The 15,962-nt window shown below is 71.6% G+C and carries 18 protein-coding genes; 4 read left to right on the forward strand and 14 right to left on the reverse strand.

Going from position 1 to position 15,962, the window contains the following annotated elements; genetic code table 11:
* Positions 1–17: 17 nt before the first annotated feature.
* From ligA to AB0E07_RS29455, 4 genes are all read right to left on the reverse strand, one after another.
* The gene (ligA, locus tag AB0E07_RS29440) at positions 18–2,210 is read right to left on the reverse strand and encodes an NAD-dependent DNA ligase LigA (RefSeq protein WP_362258746.1); all 2,193 of its coding nucleotides are present in this window, start codon (positions 2,208–2,210) and stop codon (positions 18–20) included.
* A gap of 15 nt (positions 2,211–2,225) precedes the next feature.
* Positions 2,226–3,227: a methionine synthase gene (locus AB0E07_RS29445; RefSeq protein ID WP_362258749.1), complete on the reverse strand. Its 1,002-nt coding sequence runs from the start codon at positions 3,225–3,227 to the stop codon at positions 2,226–2,228.
* 179 nt (positions 3,228–3,406) lie between these two features.
* Positions 3,407–4,105 carry an SDR family oxidoreductase gene (locus tag AB0E07_RS29450; protein WP_362258752.1) on the reverse strand — a complete coding sequence of 233 codons (699 nt, stop codon included), beginning with the start codon at positions 4,103–4,105 and terminating at the stop codon, positions 3,407–3,409.
* An 18-nt stretch (positions 4,106–4,123) separates the two neighbouring features.
* Positions 4,124–4,663: a TIGR00730 family Rossman fold protein gene (locus tag AB0E07_RS29455; RefSeq protein ID WP_362258755.1), complete on the reverse strand. Its 540-nt coding sequence runs from the start codon at positions 4,661–4,663 to the stop codon at positions 4,124–4,126.
* Positions 4,664–4,714: 51 nt separating this feature from the next.
* On the opposite strand from AB0E07_RS29455, the gene AB0E07_RS29460 reads away from it, so the two are divergent.
* Together AB0E07_RS29460 and AB0E07_RS29465 are read left to right on the forward strand one after the other, a co-directional pair.
* On the forward strand, positions 4,715–5,038 hold the full coding sequence (locus AB0E07_RS29460; RefSeq protein ID WP_362258758.1) for a DUF427 domain-containing protein: 324 nt from the start codon (positions 4,715–4,717) through the stop codon (positions 5,036–5,038).
* A 36-nt stretch (positions 5,039–5,074) separates the two neighbouring features.
* Positions 5,075–5,857: an alpha/beta hydrolase gene (locus AB0E07_RS29465; RefSeq protein ID WP_362258761.1), complete on the forward strand. Its 783-nt coding sequence runs from the start codon at positions 5,075–5,077 to the stop codon at positions 5,855–5,857.
* Positions 5,858–5,900: 43 nt separating this feature from the next.
* Here AB0E07_RS29465 and mnmA read toward each other — a convergent pair whose 3' ends face one another.
* Positions 5,901–7,025 carry a tRNA 2-thiouridine(34) synthase MnmA gene (gene mnmA / locus AB0E07_RS29470; RefSeq protein ID WP_362258764.1) on the reverse strand — a complete coding sequence of 375 codons (1,125 nt, stop codon included), beginning with the start codon at positions 7,023–7,025 and terminating at the stop codon, positions 5,901–5,903.
* Positions 7,026–7,085: 60 nt separating this feature from the next.
* Here mnmA and AB0E07_RS29475 point away from each other — a divergent pair, with 60 nt between their 5' ends.
* Positions 7,086–7,751 (forward strand): N-acetylmuramoyl-L-alanine amidase, encoded by a 666-nt coding sequence (locus tag AB0E07_RS29475; protein WP_362258767.1) that lies wholly within the window; start codon positions 7,086–7,088, stop codon positions 7,749–7,751.
* Between the two features lie 6 nt (positions 7,752–7,757).
* Here AB0E07_RS29475 and AB0E07_RS29480 read toward each other — a convergent pair whose 3' ends face one another.
* From AB0E07_RS29480 to AB0E07_RS29490, 3 genes are all read right to left on the reverse strand, one after another.
* The gene (locus AB0E07_RS29480) at positions 7,758–8,921 is read right to left on the reverse strand and encodes a cysteine desulfurase family protein (protein ID WP_362258770.1); all 1,164 of its coding nucleotides are present in this window, start codon (positions 8,919–8,921) and stop codon (positions 7,758–7,760) included.
* Positions 8,922–9,024: 103 nt separating this feature from the next.
* Positions 9,025–9,291, reverse strand: a complete 267-nt coding sequence (locus AB0E07_RS29485; RefSeq protein ID WP_362258774.1) for a DUF4190 domain-containing protein — start codon at positions 9,289–9,291, stop codon at positions 9,025–9,027.
* A 35-nt stretch (positions 9,292–9,326) separates the two neighbouring features.
* Positions 9,327–9,491 (reverse strand): hypothetical protein, encoded by a 165-nt coding sequence (locus AB0E07_RS29490; RefSeq protein ID WP_362258777.1) that lies wholly within the window; start codon positions 9,489–9,491, stop codon positions 9,327–9,329.
* A gap of 135 nt (positions 9,492–9,626) precedes the next feature.
* Here AB0E07_RS29490 and AB0E07_RS29495 point away from each other — a divergent pair, with 135 nt between their 5' ends.
* On the forward strand, positions 9,627–10,256 hold the full coding sequence (locus AB0E07_RS29495; RefSeq protein WP_362258780.1) for a TetR family transcriptional regulator: 630 nt from the start codon (positions 9,627–9,629) through the stop codon (positions 10,254–10,256).
* A gap of 92 nt (positions 10,257–10,348) precedes the next feature.
* Here AB0E07_RS29495 and AB0E07_RS29500 read toward each other — a convergent pair whose 3' ends face one another.
* The 6 genes from AB0E07_RS29500 to AB0E07_RS29525 all read right to left on the reverse strand — a co-directional run bounded on the left by AB0E07_RS29500 (position 10,349) and on the right by AB0E07_RS29525 (position 15,922).
* Positions 10,349–10,747, reverse strand: a complete 399-nt coding sequence (locus AB0E07_RS29500) for a hypothetical protein (RefSeq protein WP_362258782.1) — start codon at positions 10,745–10,747, stop codon at positions 10,349–10,351.
* A gap of 131 nt (positions 10,748–10,878) precedes the next feature.
* Positions 10,879–11,730 (reverse strand): thioesterase family protein, encoded by an 852-nt coding sequence (locus AB0E07_RS29505; protein WP_362258785.1) that lies wholly within the window; start codon positions 11,728–11,730, stop codon positions 10,879–10,881.
* A gap of 73 nt (positions 11,731–11,803) precedes the next feature.
* On the reverse strand, positions 11,804–12,460 hold the full coding sequence (locus AB0E07_RS29510) for a trimeric intracellular cation channel family protein (RefSeq protein WP_362258788.1): 657 nt from the start codon (positions 12,458–12,460) through the stop codon (positions 11,804–11,806).
* Positions 12,461–12,537: 77 nt separating this feature from the next.
* The gene (locus AB0E07_RS29515; RefSeq protein ID WP_362258791.1) at positions 12,538–13,824 is read right to left on the reverse strand and encodes a dipeptide ABC transporter ATP-binding protein; all 1,287 of its coding nucleotides are present in this window, start codon (positions 13,822–13,824) and stop codon (positions 12,538–12,540) included.
* Entirely contained in the window at positions 13,821–14,918 is a 1,098-nt protein-coding gene (locus AB0E07_RS29520; protein ID WP_362258794.1) for an ABC transporter ATP-binding protein, read from the reverse strand. The genes AB0E07_RS29515 and AB0E07_RS29520 overlap by 4 nt, the downstream gene beginning before the upstream one ends.
* Positions 14,915–15,922: an ABC transporter permease gene (locus AB0E07_RS29525; RefSeq protein WP_362258797.1), complete on the reverse strand. Its 1,008-nt coding sequence runs from the start codon at positions 15,920–15,922 to the stop codon at positions 14,915–14,917. Before AB0E07_RS29525 ends, AB0E07_RS29520 begins: the two co-directional genes overlap by 4 nt.
* Positions 15,923–15,962 lie beyond the last annotated feature (40 nt).

A 15,962-nucleotide genomic window follows, 5' to 3' on the forward strand; every position in this document is an offset into this window, starting at 1 on the left:
CGTCCGCCGCTCCTCGGCTATTCCTCGGTCGGGAGCGCGGCCTCGGTGGCCGCTTCCGGACCCTGTTCCAGCAGGACGTTGAAGCCGTCCTCGTTCAGAACGGGCACCTTCAGCTGCATCGCCTTGTCGTACTTGGAGCCGGGATTGTCACCCACGACCACGAACGACGTCTTCTTGGAGACCGAACCGGTCACCTTGGCCCCACGGAGCTGGAGTGCCTCCTTCGCGCCGTCCCGGGTGAAGTGCTCCAGGGTGCCGGTCACTACGACGGTGAGGCCCTCCAGCGGGCGCGGGCCCTCGTCCTCGCCGGCGCCCTCGTCCTCCATGCGGACCCCGGCGGCCCGCCACTTGCGGAGGATCTCCTGGTGCCAGTCCTCGGCGAACCACTCCTTGAGCGAGGCGGCGATGATTCCGCCGACTCCGTCGGTGGCGGCCAGTTCGGCCTCGGTGGCCTGCTCGATCCGCTCGATCGAGCGGAACTCCCGGGCCAGCGCCTCGGCCGCGACCGGGCCGACGTGCCGGATCGACAGACCGGTCAGGATCCGGGCGAGCGGGCTCTCCTTGGCCGCCTGGATGTTCTCCAGCATGGCAAGCGCGTTCTTCCTCGGCTCGCCCTGCTGGTTGGCGAAGATCAGGGCGATCTTCTCCTCGCCGGTCTTCGGGTCCCGCTTGGGCAGGCCGCTGTCCTGGTCCAGGACGTACGCCTTGATGGGCAGCAGCCGCTCGATGGTGAGGTCGAACAGGTCGCCCTCGTCCACCAGCGCGGGCTCGGCGGGCTCCAGCGGCTTGGTGAGCGCGGCGGCGGCGACGTACCCGAAGTGCTCGATGTCCAGCGACTTGCGGCCCGCCAGGTAGAACAGGCGCTCGCGCAACTGGGCCGGGCAGCTGCGGGCGTTCGGGCAGCGCAGGTCGACGTCGCCCTCCTTCATCGGCCTCAATGCGGTGCCGCACTCGGGGCACTCGGCCGGCATCACGAACTCGCGCTCGGTGCCGTCGCGGAGGTCGGCCACGGGGCCGAGGATCTCCGGGATGACGTCCCCGGCCTTGCGCAGCACCACCGTGTCGCCGATCAGGACGCCCTTGGCCTTGACCACGTCCTGGTTGTGCAGGGTGGCGAACTCGACCTCGGAGCCGGCCACCGTCACCGGCTCGACCTGCGCGTACGGCGTGACCCGGCCGGTGCGGCCGACGCCGACGCGGATGTTGACGAGCTTGGTGTTGACCTCCTCCGGCGCGTACTTGTAGGCGATGGCCCAGCGCGGGGCGCGGGAGGTGGAGCCGAGCCGTCCCTGGAGCGGGATCTCGTCGAGCTTGACGACGACTCCGTCGATCTCGTGCTCCACGGAGTGCCGGTTCTCGCCGTAGTGGGCGATGAAGGCGCGGACGCCGTCGAGGTCGCCGACCACCCTGTTGTGCCGGGAGGTGGGCAGGCCCCAGGTGTTGAGCAGGTCGTACGCCTCGGAGAGCCGGCTCAGGCCCTCGAAGCCCTCCAGGGCGCCGATGCCGTGGACGACCATGTGCAGGGGGCGGGTGGCGGTGACCCTCGGGTCCTTCTGGCGCAGTGAACCGGCCGCGGCGTTGCGGGGGTTGGCGAACGGCTTGTCACCGGCGGCGACCAGACGCGCGTTCAGCTCCTGGAACTCGTCCATCGGGAAGTAGACCTCGCCGCGGATCTCGACGAGGTCGGGCACGTCGTCGCCGGCCAGCCGGTCGGGGATCTCCGCGATGGTGCGGACGTTGGGCGTGATGTCCTCGCCCGTCCTGCCGTCGCCGCGGGTCGCGGCCCGGGTGAGCCGTCCCCGCTCGTACGTCAGGTTCACGGCGAGACCGTCGACCTTCAGCTCGCACAGGAAGTGGTACGCGGAGGCGCCGACGTCCCGGTGGACGCGCTCGGCCCACGCGGCGAGCTCCAGGTCGTCGAAGGCGTTGTCCAGGGAGAGCATGCGCTGCCGGTGGGTGACGGAGGTGAACTCCGTCTCGTACGCCCCCGCGACCTTCTGCGTCGGCGAGTCCGGGGTGCGCAGCTCCGGGTGCTCCTCCTCCAGCGCCTCCAGCGAACGCAGCAGCCGGTCGAACTCCGCGTCGCTGACGACCGGGGCGTCCTTCACGTAGTACCGGAAGCGGTGCTCCTCGATCTGCTCAGCGATCTTGGCGTGCCTGTCCCGCGCCTCGGCGGGCACCGTCGTCTCCGCTTGCTTGTCGCCGGCCACCGTGTGGTCCTCCCGTTACTCAGGGTTGTCCGCGAGGGATCTCGCCGCCCGGACGCAGTGGGCGAGTGCCTTGCGGGCGTAGTCCGGTGAGGCGCCCGCGAGACCGCACGCCGGGGTGAGCGTGACGGACTCCGCGAGAAGCCCCGGTCGCAGCCCCAGCCTGCGCCACAGCGTTCTGACACCCATGACGCTACCGGCAGGGTCCGACAATGGGCCGTCCGTGCCCGGGACGACACCGGCGAAGAGCCGGGTGCCGGACTCCACCGCCTCTCCGATCACGTCGTCGTCACGCTCGGTGAGAAGCGAGAAGTCGAACGAGACCGCCGCCGCGCCCGCTCTGCGCAGCAGGGCGAAGGGGACGTCCGGTGCGCACGAGTGGACCACGACGGGGCCGTCGGCGTGAACCCCGAGGACCTCGCGCAGCGTCGCCTCGACGATCTGGCGGTCGACCGCGCGGTGCGTGCGGTAGCCGCTGGCGGTCCTGACCCGGCCGCGCAGGACGGCGGTGAGGGAGGGTTCGTCGAGCTGGAGGACGAGTTCGGCGCCGGGGACGCGGCGGCTCATCTCCGCGAGGTGCCGGCGGAGTCCCTCCGCGAGGGAGGCGGCCAGGTCGCGGCAGGCGCCGGGGTCGGAGAGGGCCGCCTGACCGTTCTTCAGCTCCAGGGCCGCGGCGAGCGTCCAGGGGCCGACGGCCTGCACCTTCAGCTGCCCCTCGTATCCCTGGGTGAACTCCTCCAGTGCGTCGAGGTCCTCGCCGAGCCAGGAGCGGGCCCGCCTGGTGTCGCGGCCCGGGCGGTCGCCGATGCGCCAGCCGCTGGGCTCCACGCGGGCGTACAGCTCCACGAGGAGGCCGGCGGTTCGGCCGATCATGTCGGCGCCGGGGCCGCGGGCCGGGAGTTCGGCGAGGTACGGGAAGTCCTCGAAGGAGCCGGTGACCGTCTTGGCCGCCTCGCGGGCGTCGGTGCCGGGCATGGAGCCGATGCCGGTGGCGGGGGCGAAGCTGAAGTGTGCGTTCACCTGGCGAAGCCTACGTAGGTGTGGGGGCGGGGGGTGGCCCCCGGGGCCGGGGGTTGGTTCGCCCCCGCCGCCCCTACCCTTCCCGTCCCCCGGGGGCTGCGCCCCCGGACCCCCAACGGCCCCGAAAGGGCCTTGTCCTCAAACGCCGGACGGGCTGGGGGCCGGTTGACCGATGGGGCTCACCTGCCCGGGCGGACTGTCAGGTCGTTGATTTCCGCGTCCCTGGGGAGGTCCAGGGCCGTCAGGATCGTCGTCGCCACCGACTCGGGGTCGATCCACTTGGACTCGTCGTACTCCTTGCCCTCCTGCTGGTGGACCTTCGCCTGCATCGGGCTGGCCGTGCGGCCGGGGTAGACCGAGGTGACGCGGACGCCGTTCGCGTGCTCCTCGTGGCGCAGGGAGTCGGCGAGCGCCTTCAGGCCGTGCTTGGAGGCCGCGTAGGCGGACCAGTCGGCGTGCGCGTTGAGGCCCGCGCCGGAGTTGACGAAGACCACCTGCCCGCGCGCGGCCCGCAGCTGCGGCAGGAAGTGCCGGGTCAGCTCGGCCGGCGCGATCAGGTTGACGTTCAGCTGGTGGCGCCAGGACTTGGGCGTCAGGTCGCCCACCCGGCCGAGGTCCACGACCCCGGCGATGTGCAGCAGCGAGTCCACCCGGTCCGGGAGCGACTGGTGGGAGAAGGCCCAGGACAGCTTCTCGGGGTCCGCCAGGTCACCCACCAGGGTCCGCGCGCCGGGAAACTCCGCGGCCAGTTCCTTCGCCCGTCCCGCGTCGCGCGCGTGCAGCACGAGTTCGCCCCCGCGCGCGTGCAGCCGCCGCGCCACGGCCGCGCCGATTCCGGAGCCGGCCCCGGTGATCACATGAGTAGCCATGCCCGCCATCGTCGCACCCGGCGGCGGTCACTCCACGCCCTGGCTCTCCTCCAGGTACGCCAGTGCCCCCACCGGCTCCTCGGCGAAGAACACCAGGTCGGTCAGCGGCCGGGGCAGGAAGCCCTCGTCCTCCATCCGGCGGAACTGCTCCTTGAGGCCGTCGTAGAAGCCCTCGGTGTTGAGCAGCACGACGGGCTTGTCGGTGTGGCCGTGCTTCTTGAGTTCGAGGATCTCCGTCGCCTCGTCCAGGGTGCCGGTGCCGCCGACCATCACCACCACCGCGTCGGCCTTCTCCAGCAGCAGCCGCTTGCGCTCGGCGAGGTCCTTGGCGATCACCATCTCGTCGGCGCCCCGCCGGGCCTTGGCGGCCAGGAAGTCCACCGAGACCCCGAGCAGCCGGCCGCCCGCCTGCTGGACGCCGTCCGCGACCACCTTCATCAGACCCACGTCGGAGCCGCCCCACACGAGCGTGTGGCCGCCCTTGCCCAGCAGCTTCGCGAACTCCCGCGCGGGGCGGGTGTAGCGCTCGTCGAGATCGGCCGCGGAGAGGAAGACACAAATGCGCATGCGGCCACCGTACGCGGGAAGAACGGGCGGCCCGCGGGCGCTCCTACCGGCATGACCGAAGGACACACGATCACCATCGAGCGGAGCACCCGGCGCGTACGGGCCGTCCACGGCGGCCAGGTCCTCGCGGAGAGCGAGCGGCCGCTCGTGCTGCGGGAGACGGGCTGTCCGGTGCGCTACTACCTCCCGGCCGAGGACGTCCGCCTCGACCTGCTGACCCCCTCCGACACGCACACGTACTGCCCGTTCAAGGGCACCGCCTCCTACTGGTCGCTGCCGGACGCGGCGGATCTGGTGTGGGCCTACCCGGACCCCAAGCCGGATGTCGCGGACATCAAGGAGCACCTGTGCTTCTACGAAGTGGAGGTGTTGTGACCGATTAGTCCGGTACGCGGTGGCAGGCTGTCGGGCATGGGACACAAGACCACTTCGCACGACGGCACCTCTCTCGCCTACGAGATCACCGGTGAGGGCCCGGCGGTCGTCCTCGTCAGCGGCGCGATGTCCACGGGCGCGACCCTCGCGCCCCTGGCCGAGTCGCTGGCGGGACACCGGTTCGCCGTCGCCACCTACGACCGCCGGGGGCGTGGCGGGAGCGTCGGCACGGCACCGTACGACGTGGCGCGCGAGGTGGAGGATCTCGCCGCGCTGATCGAGGCGGTGGGCGGGGAGGCCGCGCTGTGCGGGGTCTCCTCGGGCGGCGCGCTGGCGCTGGAGGCCGCGGCGAGCGGGCTGCCGGTGCGTCAGGTCGCCGTGTACGAGACGCCGTTCGCCATGGACGAGGGCGGGCTGGCGCAGTGGGCGGAGTACACCGAGCGGCTGGCCGAGGCGCTCGGTGAAGGCCGGCGGGGGGACGCGGTCGAACTGTTCCTGCGGCTCACCGGGCTGGCCGAGCCGATGATCGAGGGCGCCCGCCAGTCCCCCATGTGGGCGGGCATGGAGGCCATCGCGCCGAGCCTCGCGCACGACGCCGCCGTGCTGGGCGACGGGCGCGTGCCGCAGGCGCGGATCGCCTCGATCGAGGTCCCGGTGCTGGCGGTCGCGGGCGGCGCGAGCCCCGTGTGGATGCGGGAGGCCGCGCAGTCGGTCGCACGGGCCGCCGCGCACGGCACGTACCGCTCGCTGGCGGGGCAGACGCACATGGTGGAGCCGCGGGTCCTCGGCCCGGTGCTGGCCGAGTGCTTCGGCGGCTGAGCGGGCCGCCGCCGCTCGACGGCGGCGCCGGGGGTCCGGTCGCTCAGGCGACGCCCGCCGTCACGCGCGTGGTCTCCGAGATCGTCGCCGAGCCCACCACGCGCGTGCCGTCGTACAGGACGATCGCCTGGCCGGGGGCGACCCCGCGGACCGGCTCGGTGAAGGTGACCTCCAGCGTGCCGTCGACGAGTTCCGCGCCGACCTCGGTCTCCCCGCCGTGGGCGCGCAGCTGCGCCGTGTACGTACCGGGGCCGGTCGGGGCGGTGCCGCACCAGCGGGGCCTGATCGCGCGCAGGGCGGTGACGTCCAGGGCGGCCGCCGGGCCGACCGTGACGGTGTTGTCGACCGGGGAGATGTCGAGGACGTAGCGCGGCTTGCCGTCCGCGGCCGGGGTGCCGATGCGCAGCCCCTTGCGCTGGCCGATGGTGAAGCCGTAGGCGCCCTCGTGGGTGCCCAGTTTGTTGCCGGACTCGTCGACGATGTCGCCCTCGGACCGGCCGAGCCGCTTGGCCAGGAAGCCCTGGGTGTCGCCGTCGGCGATGAAGCAGATGTCGTGGGAGTCGGGCTTCTTGGCGACCGCGAGTCCGCGGCGCTGCGCCTCGGCCCGGATCTCGTCCTTCGTGGTCACCGTGTCGCCGAGCGGGAAGAGGGCGTGCGCGAGCTGCCGGTCGTCGAGGACGCCCAGCACGTACGACTGGTCCTTGGCCATGTCGGAGGCGCGGTGCAGTTCGCGGGAGCCGTCGGCCAGGGTGACGATCTGCGCGTAGTGGCCGGTGCAGACGGCGTCGAAGCCGAGCGCGAGCGCCTTGTCGAGGAGCGCGGCGAACTTGATCTTCTCGTTGCAGCGCAGACAGGGGTTCGGGGTGCGGCCCGCCTCGTACTCGGCGACGAAGTCCTCGACCACGTCCTCGCGGAAGCGGTCGGCGAGGTCCCACACGTAGAAGGGGATGCCGATGACGTCCGCGGCGCGCCGGGCGTCGTGGGAGTCCTCGATGGTGCAGCAGCCCCGCGCGCCGGTACGGAACGACTGAGGGTTCGCGGAGAGCGCGAGGTGGACGCCGGTGACGTCGTGGCCGGCTTCCGCGGCGCGGGCGGCTGCGACGGCGGAGTCCACGCCTCCGGACATGGCGGCGAGGACGCGAAGGGGGCGCTGCGGGGTGTCAGTCATAACAACTCAAGAGTACGGGTCCGCGGGAACCGCAGCCGCCGGGTATCCGTTGACGATCACATGGGGGCGAGGAAGGCATCCAAGGACACGGACCGGCGCATCGGGCGGCGGGCGCTGCTGATCGGCGGCGCCGCGGCCGCGGTGGGCACCGGTGTGCTGGCGCGGGACGAGCTGGGGCGGCTGTGGTGGCGGCTGCCGGGCGTGGAGAAGCCCCGCAAGGAGGGTGAGGTCGACTACGCCGACGCGCGCTGGGTGGCCGCGTCGGACGCGAACTGGCGGCGGGCGGACCGCCCGGACGACTACGGCGTCGACCTGGTGGTCATCCATGTCACCCAGGGCAGTTTCGACAGCGCGGTGCAGGTGTTCCAGGACCCGGGGCACGGGGCGGCGGCGCACTACATCGTCCGCAAGGACGGCCATGTCACCCAGATGATCCGCGAGCTGGACGTGGCGTACCACGCGGGCAACCGCGACTACAACGAGCGCAGTGTCGGCATCGAGCACGAGGGGTTCGTGGACCGGCCGGAGGACTTCACGGACGAGATGTACGCCGCCTCGGCGCGGCTGACCGCCCGGATCTGCGCGCGCTACGACATACCCGTGGACCGCGAGCACATCATCGGCCATGTCGAGGTGCCGGGCACGGACCACACGGACCCGGGCGAGCACTGGGACTGGAAGCGCTACATGAAGCTGGTGCGGCGGGCCCGCACGGCGATCGCCTGACCCGGCTCAGCTCAGCCCGGCCGCGCGGGCCCGTTCCACCGCCGGGCCGATGGCCTTGGCGACCGCCTCGACATCGGCCCGGGTGGAGGTGTGGCCGAGGGAGAAGCGCAGGGTGCCGCGGGCCAGGTCCGGGTCGGTGCCGGTGGCCAGCAGGACATGGCTGGGCTGGGCGACGCCCGCGGTGCAGGCGGAGCCGGTGGAGCACTCGATGCCCTGGGCGTCGAGCAGGAGCAGCAGGGAGTCGCCCTCGCAGCCGGGGAACATGAAGTGGGCGTTGGCCGGGAGGCGGTCGACGGGGTCACCGCCGAGGATCGCGTCCGGGACGGCGGAGCGGACGGCGGCGATCAGTTCGTCGCGCAGGGCGCCGATCTCCCGGGCGAACCACTCGCGCCGCTCGGCGGCGAGCCGTCCGGCGACCGCGAAGGAGGCCACGGCGGGGACGTCGAGGGTGCCGGAGCGGACCTGGCGTTCCTGGCCGCCGCCGTGCAGTACGGGCACGGGCGCCTGGTCGCGGCCGAGGAGCAGCGCGCCGATGCCGTAGGGGCCGCCGACCTTGTGGCCGGAGACGGTCATGGCGGCGAGTCCGGAGGCGGCGAAGTCGACGGGGAGCTGGCCGAACGCCTGGACCGCGTCGGCGTGCAGGGGGACGCCGAACTCGGCGGCGGTGTCGGCGAGTTCACGGATCGGCAGCACGGTGCCGATCTCGTTGTTCGCCCACATGACGGTGGCCACGGCCACGTCGTCGGGGTTGCGGGCGATGGCCTCGCGCAGGGCCTCGGCGTGGACCCGGCCGGAGGTGTCGACCGGGAGGTACTCGACGGTGGCGCCCTCGTGTTCGCCGAGCCAGTGCACGGCGTCGAGGACGGCGTGGTGTTCGACGGGCGAGGCGAGGACCCGGGTGCGGGCCGGGTCGGCATCCCGGCGGGACCAGTACAGGCCCTTGACCGCGAGGTTGTCGGCCTCGGTGCCGCCGGAGGTGAGGACCACCTCGCTGGGGCGGGCGCCCAGTGCCTCCGCGAGGGTCTCGCGGGACTCCTCGACGGTACGGCGGGCCCTGCGGCCTGCCGCGTGCAGGGAGGAGGCGTTGCCCGTGACACTCAGGTGCGCGGCGAGCGCCTCCACCGCCTCGGGAAGCATCGGGGTGGTCGCGGCGTGGTCGAGGTAAGCCATGGTGAGGCGATTCTACGGGGCCCCGTGGCGGGCCCCGGCTGCGGGCGGTGGCCGCCCGCGGGCCGGAGCGCCACGGTCCGGGCCGCCCGCCGCTTCGGCGGGGTCAGAAGCTCCAGGACACCGTGCCGTCCGCCTGCATGAAGGCGAGCAGGACGACCAGGTCGGCCACGCCGAGGCCGAGTCCGAGGAAGGCCCGGCCGCGGCGGGCGGTGCCGCGCCAGAGGGCGACGGAGGCCAGCGTGATGGCGACGGGCCCCAGGAAGACGTTGAGGACGAGCAGGCCGACCAGTCCGAGGATGAAGGACGCCACGGCCATGCCGTCGGCGTCCCGGACGGCCGGGCGTCGGGTGGTCGGGGCGGTGAGCTGCATGGTGGGTCAACTCCCTGAGCAGGGCTGCTGGGCGGTCAGTGCGAGGTGGGCCGGCGGCGGGCGTGGCGCTCGCGGAGCGCGAAGACGGCCAGCCAGACCGCGATGACGGCGGCGGCCACGACGGTGAAGCCGAGCGGCGCGTGGGCGACGGTGCCCATCACGACCCCCAGCAGCAGGAGTGCGGCGACGAGGAACAGCATGGGATCGGATCCCCCTCCGAGACGCGGTCTCGTGACGTTTCGGTGAACGGTTGTAGTAACACTTGTCCACTGACTGTCGAGTCTAACGTGTCGCACGGCTTTTCAATTCTGGAGAACAGTTGTTAACTGCATGGCATGAGTCACACCCTCGGCATCCGGCAGGCGCAGAAGCAGAAGACCCGACAGGCGCTCCTGGACGCCGCGTTGGGACTGCTGGAGGAGCAGAGCCTGAGCAGTCTGGGCCTGCGCGAGGTCACCCGTGCCGTCGGCGTCGCCCCCACCGCCTTCTACCGGCACTTCCGTTCCACGGCCGACCTCGGCGTCGCCCTGGTCGAGGAGGCGCTCGACAGCCTGCACGCGATGATCCGCCACACCGTCGCCGACGACGGCGACCCCGACGAACGCATCGCCCGTGCCGTGGAGTTGATCGCCGGCCATGTCGCCGCGCATCCCGCCCACGTCCGCTTCATCGCCCGCGAGCGGCACGGCGGGGTCCAGCCGGTGCGGGAGGCCATCCAGGGCCAACTCGCCCGGTTCGGCGACGAGGTGGGGCAGGAACTCGCCAAGGACCCGCTGTCCGCGGGCTGGAGCGACGACGACCTGCTGATGCTGGCCAATCTCTACGTCGACCAGATGCTCATGACCGCCTCGCTCTTCCTGGACACGCTGGAGGAGGGCGCCGAGGACGAGCGCGACCGGGTCACCCGGATCGCGGTCCGGCGGCTGCGGCTCATCAGCATCGGCCGCCGGCACTGGCTCGGCTGACCGGGTACGCCGCCCCCACCCGCCGGACGAACGCGCGGGGGCGGCGCATCCGAACCGGGTGCGCCGCCCCTGTCGTGGGTACGCCGCGGGAGTCAGCCCTGCTGCGCCTGCTGGCCCTGGCCACCGGGACCGCCACAGCCGCCCTGGCCGCCACCGGGGCCGCCGCTCGGCATCCCCGAGGGACCGCCGCTCGGCATCCCCGAGGGACCGCCGCTGGGCATCCCGGACGGCATGCCCGAGGGCATTGCGGAAGGCGAGCCGGAGGGACCCCCGCCGGGCATCCCCGAAGGCGCCCCGCTCGGCATCCTCGAAGGCGCCCCGCTCGGCATCCCCGAGGGGCCACCGCTGGGCATCCCGGACGGCCGCTCGCAGTTCTCGGCGGAGGTGCCCGTGTCCGAGGACGACGAGGAGTCGTCGGAACCGCAGGCCGTCAGCGCCAGCGGCGAGAGCGCCAGCAGGGCCACCGCGGGGAGGAGACGCGCACGCATCATGAAGGACAGCTCCAAGAACGATGAGGGAGTGCTGAGAACGGCACTCAACCAATCGCACTTAAGGGCTGCTTGGGGCTCCGCTGTCGCCACCCTGTCAGCCGGGCAAAGGGCGTTCCAAGTCGGCCCGGTGCTCAGCCCAGCCGGACCCGCGCCAACTGCCGGGACTGGGCCACCAGTCGGTCCGCGCTGTCCCAGACCTCGGCGTCCTCCTCCAGGAAGCCGCCGGCCAGGTTGCGGGTCGTGATGGAGATCCGCAGCGGCCCGGGGGCCGGGCGGGAACGGACGTGGACCGTCAGCTCCACCGTCGGGACCCAGCCCTTGATGCCGAGTTCGAAGGCGGTCGGCGGCAGCGCGTCCACCGCGAGGAGCAGCGACAGGGGGTCCGCGTCCCGGCCGTCGGCCAGTCCGAACCAGGCGCGCATCTCGCCCTTGCCGGAGGGGGCTCCGAGGGCCCAGCCGAGGGTGGCGGGGTCCAGCTTGATCATCAGCCGGTCGGCGATGGCCGAGCTGCCGGGGACGGGCGCGGGGCTGTCCTGCGGGCCGAAGCACTGGTCCATCGACGGGATGGCGGGCGGCAGGGCCGTCGTACGGACGTCGTCGGGGAGGGTGTCGAGGTCGCCGTAGGAGGCGAGGACGCGGATGCGTTCGACTTCCCGGCCCTGGTCGTCGTACTGGAAGAGCGAGGCCTGGCCGGTCGACAGCGTGCGGCCGGTGCGGACCACGGAGGTGCGCACGACCGCCGGGCCGGGCTGTGAGGCGGTGAGGTAGTGCGCCGAGACGGTGAAGGGGTCCGCGTGCGGCAGGGCGTCGGAGAGCGCCCGGCCGAGGACGGCCAGCAGGTAGCCGCCGTTGACGGCGCTGATGATGGTCCAGCCGGCGGACAGGTCGATGTCGTAGACCCCGGGCTCGCGCCGGGTGAGCGCGGTGTCGCGGTCGAACTCGCTGTCACCGATCGTGGCCCGCGTGGGCGCTGCTTCTGGCATGGATGAACCGTACAACAGCTAACTACTAAGCGGTAGCTTTTTCAGATCCCACCCCGTCAGCCACCCCGTCCGGCTACTCCTCACGGACGGTCGAACGGCGGTTCCAGGCCCGGGGCGCCCGCCAGTGGTACCGCATCGCGAGCAGCCGCAGCGCAAAGGCCGTGACCACGGCGATTCCGCTGGTGAGGGGCGTGAGGGCGTCGTAGCGGATGCACAGGGCGACCATCGCGGCACCGACGATCGCCGGCACCGCGTAGAGGTCGCGGTCCCAGCGCAGCAGTGAGGGCACCTCGTTGGCGAGCACGTCGCGCAGTACACCGCCACCGACCGCGGTGGCCAGGCCCAGGGCGGCGGAGGCGGTCAGGCCGAGGCCGTACTCGTACGCCTTGGTCGTGCCGGTGACGCAGAACAGGCCGAGTCCGGCCGCGTCGAAGACGTTGACGCCGACCTGGATGCGCTCCACGTGCGGATGCAGGAAGAACACCAGGAGGGCCGCGAGCATCGGCGTCAGGAAGTACCCGAGGTCCGTGAAGGCCGCGGGCGGTACGGCGCCGATGACCAGGTCCCGGAAGAGGCCGCCGCCCAGGGCCGTGACCTCGGCGAGGACGGCGATACCGAAGACGTCGAAGTTCTTGCGGACCGCCAGCAGGGCGCCCGAGATGGCGAAGACGAAGATGCCGATCAGGTCGAGCGTGTGCTGGACGGACGGGGTGAAGAGTTGCTGGAGCACTCGAACATTCTCACCCAAGAACGAGCCCCCGCCTTTCATTGCAAGGCGAGGGCTCGATGCAGCTTGTACTACTGGTCTTACTTGTCGGTCTTGCCCTTGGCTTCCGTGTCCTCGGCGGGAGTCTCCGTGGCGGTCTCCTCCGCAGGGGACACAGCCTCAGCGGACTCAGCCGCAGGGGACTCCTCCGCAGGGGACTCCTCCGCGACCGCCGCGGCCACCGCCGCCGAGGTCTCGGCGGACTCCGCGAGCACCTCGTCGGCCACCAGCTCCGCCGCCTCCTTCGCGGCGGTCAGCAGCACGGTGTCCTGCGGGGCCTGGTCCGCGAAGCTCTCCGGGTGGTGGCAGGCGACCTGCTGACCGGGGCGCAGCTCCAGCAGCGGCGGCTCGGTCGTCTTGCAGATCTCCGTCGCCTTCCAGCACCGCGTGTGGAAGCGGCAGCCGGAGGGCGGCGCGATCGGCGACGGCACGTCACCGCGGAGCAGGATGCGCTCGCTCTTGGCGCCCCGGCGCTTGGGGTCCGGCACCGGCACCGCGGACATCAGCGCCTTGGTGTACGGGTGCATGGGGGACTCGTACAGCGCGGTGCGGTCGGCGAGTTCGACGATCTTGCCGAGGTACATCACCGCGATCCGGTCCGAGACATGGCGGACGACGGACAGGTCGTGCGCGATGATCACGTACGTCAGGCCCAGCTCCTGCTGGAGGTCGTCCATCAGGTTCACGACCTGCGCCTGGATCGACACGTCCAGCGCGGAGACCGGCTCGTCCGCGACGACCAGCTTCGGCTTCAGGGCGAGCGCGCGGGCGATGCCGATGCGCTGGCGCTGACCGCCGGAGAACTCGTGCGGGTAGCGGTTGTAGTGCTCGGGGCTGAGGCCGACCAGCTCCAGCAGGCGCTGGACCTCCTTCTTCACCCCGCCCTCGGGCTCCACGCCCTGGAGCCGGAAGGGCGCCGAGACGATCGAGCCGATGGTGTGCCGGGGGTTCAGGGAGCCGTACGGGTCCTGGAAGATCATCTGGATGTCCCGCCGCAGCGGACGCATCCCGGCGGTGCTCAGCCGCGTGATGTCCTTGCCCTCGAAGTGGATCGAGCCGCCCGTCGGGTCCTGGAGCCGGGTGATGACGCGGCCCATCGTCGACTTGCCGCAGCCCGACTCACCGACGACGCCCAGGGTCTCGCCCTTGCGCACCTCGAAGTCGATGCCGTCGACCGCCTTGACCGCGCCGACCTGGCGCTGGAGCACACCCTTGCGGATCGGGAAGTGCTTCTGCAGGCCCTCGACCTTGAGCAGCACCTCGCGCTCCGCGAGGGGCGCCGACGCCTGTGCCGGGACGGTCACGTCCGCTTTCTTCGTCTCACTCACAGCTTCGGCGCAATCTCTTCGGTCCAGATCCGCGTGCGGTCCTCCGGAGAGAGGTGACAGGCGGAGAAGTGTCCGGTGGCGACCTGCGCGAGCTCGGGGCGCACGGTACGGGTGACGTCGCCCTTGGGGACGTCCGCGTACGGGCAGCGGGGGTGGAACGCGCAGCCCGACGGGACGTTGATGAGGCTCGGCGGCTGGCCCTTGACCGGGATGAGCCGGTCGGAGGTCTCCCGGTCGATGCGGGGCATCGAACCGAGCAGGCCCCAGGTGTACGGGTGCTGCGGGCGCTCGAAGATGTCCTCGACCGGACCGCGCTCCACGCACCGGCCGCCGTACATCACGAGGACGTCGTCGGCGATCTCGGCGACCACGCCGAGGTCGTGGGTGATGATGACGACCGCGGAGCCGAACTCCTTCTGCAGGTCCCGGATGAGGTCGAGGATCTGCGCCTGGACGGTGACGTCCAGGGCGGTCGTCGGCTCGTCCGCGATGAGCAGCTCGGGGTTGTTCACCAGGGCCATGGCGATCATGGCGCGCTGGCGCATACCGCCGGAGAACTCGTGCGGGTAGCCGTCGATGCGCTTGGCGGGCTCGGGGATGCCGACGCGGTCGAGCATCTCGATGGCCCGGGTGCGCGCCACCTTCTTGCTGACGTCGTTGTGGACGCGGTACGCCTCCACGATCTGGTTGCCGATCGTGTAGTACGGGTGCATCGCGGACAGCGGGTCCTGGAAGATCATCGCCATCTCGCGGCCGCGCAGCCGGCGGACCTCGTCCGGGTCGGCAGAGATCAGTTCCTTGCCGTCGAGCCAGATCTCGCCGGACATCTGCACGTTCTTGCCGCGCGCGCCGAGCCGGTGCAGACCCATGATCGCCAGTGAGGTGACCGACTTGCCCGAGCCGGACTCGCCGACGACGGAGAGCGTCTTGCCCTTCTCCAGCTTGAAGCTGAGCCCGTCGACGGACTTGACCAGGCCGTCGTCGGTCGGGAAGTGCACCTTGAGGTCGCGGACCTCAAGGAAGGCCTTGGGCTCGTCGGAACCCGCCTTGACGGGCTCGCCCACGGCGGCAGCGGTCTTGGAGAGTTCGGTCACGAGATCCTCACCCGCGGGTCGGCGGCGGCATACAACAGGTCCACCAGGAAGTTTGCCAGCACCACGAAGAAGGCGGCCAACAGGGTGACGCCGAGGATCGGCGGCAGGTCGTTGTCCCGGATGGACTGCACCGCGTACTCCCCGATGCCGTGCAGCGAGAACACGCTCTCCGTGATCACCGCACCGCCCAGGAGCAGTCCGAGGTCCATGCCGAAGACGGTGATGATCGGGGTCAGCGCGGCCCGCAGCCCGTGCTTGACGACGACGTTCCGCTCACGCAGCCCCTTGGAGCGCGCGGTGCGGATGAAGTCCTCGTTCATCGTCTCCAGCATGCCGGAGCGGGTGAGACGGGCGTAGATGGCGGAGTACAGCAGCGCGAGCGAACACCACGCCGGGAACAGCGTGTTGGCCCACTGCGAGGGGTTCTCCGTGAAGGGGACGTACTCGCGGCCGAAGATCGGCCACTGGAACGTGAAGAGGAACTTCGCGAGCTGACCGGTGAAGAACATGGGGAGCGAGACACCCGCGAGCGCGATGCCCATGAACACGCGGTCGGACAGGGAGCGCGGCTTCAGCGCGGAGATCACACCGGCGGTGATACCGCCCAGCAGCCACATCACGGCGGCGCCGGCGGCCAGCGACAGCGTGACCGGGAGACGGGCGGTGAGCTCCGGCCAGACCTCGACGTGCGCCTTGAAGGAGTAGCCGAAGCACGGCGCGTTGCACTGCGCCGTGGTGGGGCCCAGGTCATAGGTGGTGCCGGAGACGATCCCCTTGATGAAGTCCCAGTACTGGACGTACACGGGCTGGTCGAGACCGAGGTTCTGCTTGACCGCTGCGATGTCTGCCTTCGAGGGGCTCTTCCCGATGTACTGCTGAGCCAGCTGGTCGGCCGTCTGGCCGGCGAGCCGGGGCAACAGGAAGAAGATCGCGAAGGTGACCGCGGTGACGACCAGCAGCAGGATCACCGCTGCGACCGTCCGGCGGAGGATATACGAGATCACGGGGATCGGCGCTGGTGCCCGCGGGCCTCGCGGCCCGCGG

Origin of the sequence: Streptomyces sp. NPDC048002, assembly GCF_040653275.1 — a bacterium.
Taxonomy (GTDB): domain Bacteria; phylum Actinomycetota; class Actinomycetes; order Streptomycetales; family Streptomycetaceae; genus Streptomyces.

Excerpts from the sequence above, each read along its gene's own strand:
- AB0E07_RS29450 (WP_362258752.1), bottom strand. The coding sequence starts at position 4,105 with ATGGCGGGCATGGCTACTCATGTGATCACCGGGGCCGGCTCCGGAATC.
- AB0E07_RS29455 (WP_362258755.1), bottom strand. The coding sequence starts at position 4,663 with ATGCGCATTTGTGTCTTCCTCTCCGCGGCCGATCTCGACGAGCGCTAC.
- AB0E07_RS29460 (WP_362258758.1), top strand. The coding sequence starts at position 4,715 with ATGACCGAAGGACACACGATCACCATCGAGCGGAGCACCCGGCGCGTA.
- AB0E07_RS29465 (WP_362258761.1), top strand. The coding sequence starts at position 5,075 with ATGGGACACAAGACCACTTCGCACGACGGCACCTCTCTCGCCTACGAG.
- mnmA (WP_362258764.1), bottom strand. The coding sequence starts at position 7,025 with ATGACTGACACCCCGCAGCGCCCCCTTCGCGTCCTCGCCGCCATGTCC.
- AB0E07_RS29475 (WP_362258767.1), top strand. The coding sequence starts at position 7,086 with ATGGGGGCGAGGAAGGCATCCAAGGACACGGACCGGCGCATCGGGCGG.
- AB0E07_RS29480 (WP_362258770.1), bottom strand. The coding sequence starts at position 8,921 with ATGGCTTACCTCGACCACGCCGCGACCACCCCGATGCTTCCCGAGGCG.
- AB0E07_RS29485 (WP_362258774.1), bottom strand. The coding sequence starts at position 9,291 with ATGCAGCTCACCGCCCCGACCACCCGACGCCCGGCCGTCCGGGACGCC.
- AB0E07_RS29490 (WP_362258777.1), bottom strand. The coding sequence starts at position 9,491 with ATGCTGTTCCTCGTCGCCGCACTCCTGCTGCTGGGGGTCGTGATGGGC.
- AB0E07_RS29495 (WP_362258780.1), top strand. The coding sequence starts at position 9,627 with ATGAGTCACACCCTCGGCATCCGGCAGGCGCAGAAGCAGAAGACCCGA.
- AB0E07_RS29500 (WP_362258782.1), bottom strand. The coding sequence starts at position 10,747 with ATGATGCGTGCGCGTCTCCTCCCCGCGGTGGCCCTGCTGGCGCTCTCG.
- AB0E07_RS29505 (WP_362258785.1), bottom strand. The coding sequence starts at position 11,730 with ATGCCAGAAGCAGCGCCCACGCGGGCCACGATCGGTGACAGCGAGTTC.